The organism is Mesorhizobium sp. 1B3, from assembly GCF_050958605.1.
Classification (GTDB): Bacteria; Pseudomonadota; Alphaproteobacteria; order Rhizobiales; family Rhizobiaceae.
In genome coordinates this window covers 1-970 of sequence record NZ_JBJHDO010000033.1, presented here as the reverse complement: position 1 = coordinate 970, position 970 = coordinate 1, and the positions used below count along the sequence as shown (strand labels likewise).

Annotated in this window: 1 protein-coding gene; it reads right to left on the bottom strand. The window is 62.6% G+C overall.

From position 1 onward, the window contains the following. On the bottom strand, positions 1–970 hold a 970-nt coding region (locus tag ACCO56_RS33025), incomplete at both ends, for an ISAs1 family transposase (RefSeq protein WP_433645207.1).

Genomic DNA, 970 nt, shown 5'->3' with positions numbered 1-970 from the left:
GGAGCGTTGTCTTTGCGAGCCCGGCTGAAGTCTTCTTCAAGATGAACGTCCAGCACCCAGTGCAACCCGTTTTCGATTTGCCAGTGGGCGCGCGTCATGGCGAGCGCCTGCTGCGGTGTCGGCAGGAGGGAGGTCATAAACAGGCGCGTCAGCGGCTTGGCCTTGTCGCGTTTGGAGGTGATGCGCAGGAAAGCGGCGTGGCCGGCCATCAGCGGCTTGGCGGCCGGTACGACTTCGGCCAACCGCCACTCGTTACGGCCATGGCTGAGTTCATTGCATTCGGCGCTTGCGGGGCGGGACTGCTTCAGGGTTTCCCGTGCCTTCTGACGCCAATGGCGGCGGTTTCCTTTCAGAGCGAGCACGTAATTTCCACCCCGATCCATGATAGCTTGTGCCATACGCCGGTGACAGTGGAGCGCATCGGCGGTGACGATTTTATCTGTAAGGTCAATCAGTTCCACAACCCTGAGCGCCGCCTCGACTTCGTTCTCAGCGGGGCTTGGCGTCACCGCCGCCAGACACAGGCCGACCTCGGTCGCAAAGGCGGACACCGTCAATGGCGGGCTAGCCGCATGACCGCGCTCATAGGCGCGCCGCAACGCCTTGCCGTCGAGCGCCACGACCTCGCCGACACCATTGCCTGTCTCGGCAAGCGCCTGCGCAAAACCAGCAGCGAAGACGGCGAAAGCCTGCGCAAAGGCAGTGGGGTCCAGCAGCCGCAGCACCCGCGAGAAGGTGTCGTGACTGGGAGCACTGTCGTAGTCGATCAGGCGCGACAAGGCAGCTTTGCGATTCTCGGCAAACAGAGCGAACTCCGTCGCCGTCGTGGCCCCGCACAAGCTCGCCGCTACCATCATCACGATGATATCGCCCAGTCGATGCGAGGCGTTGCGAGCGCGCGGATCGGGCAGCGCTCCAAAACAGCTCTCAAGACAGGAAATGGCAGTCTCTCCTCTGAAAAACTGCCTCT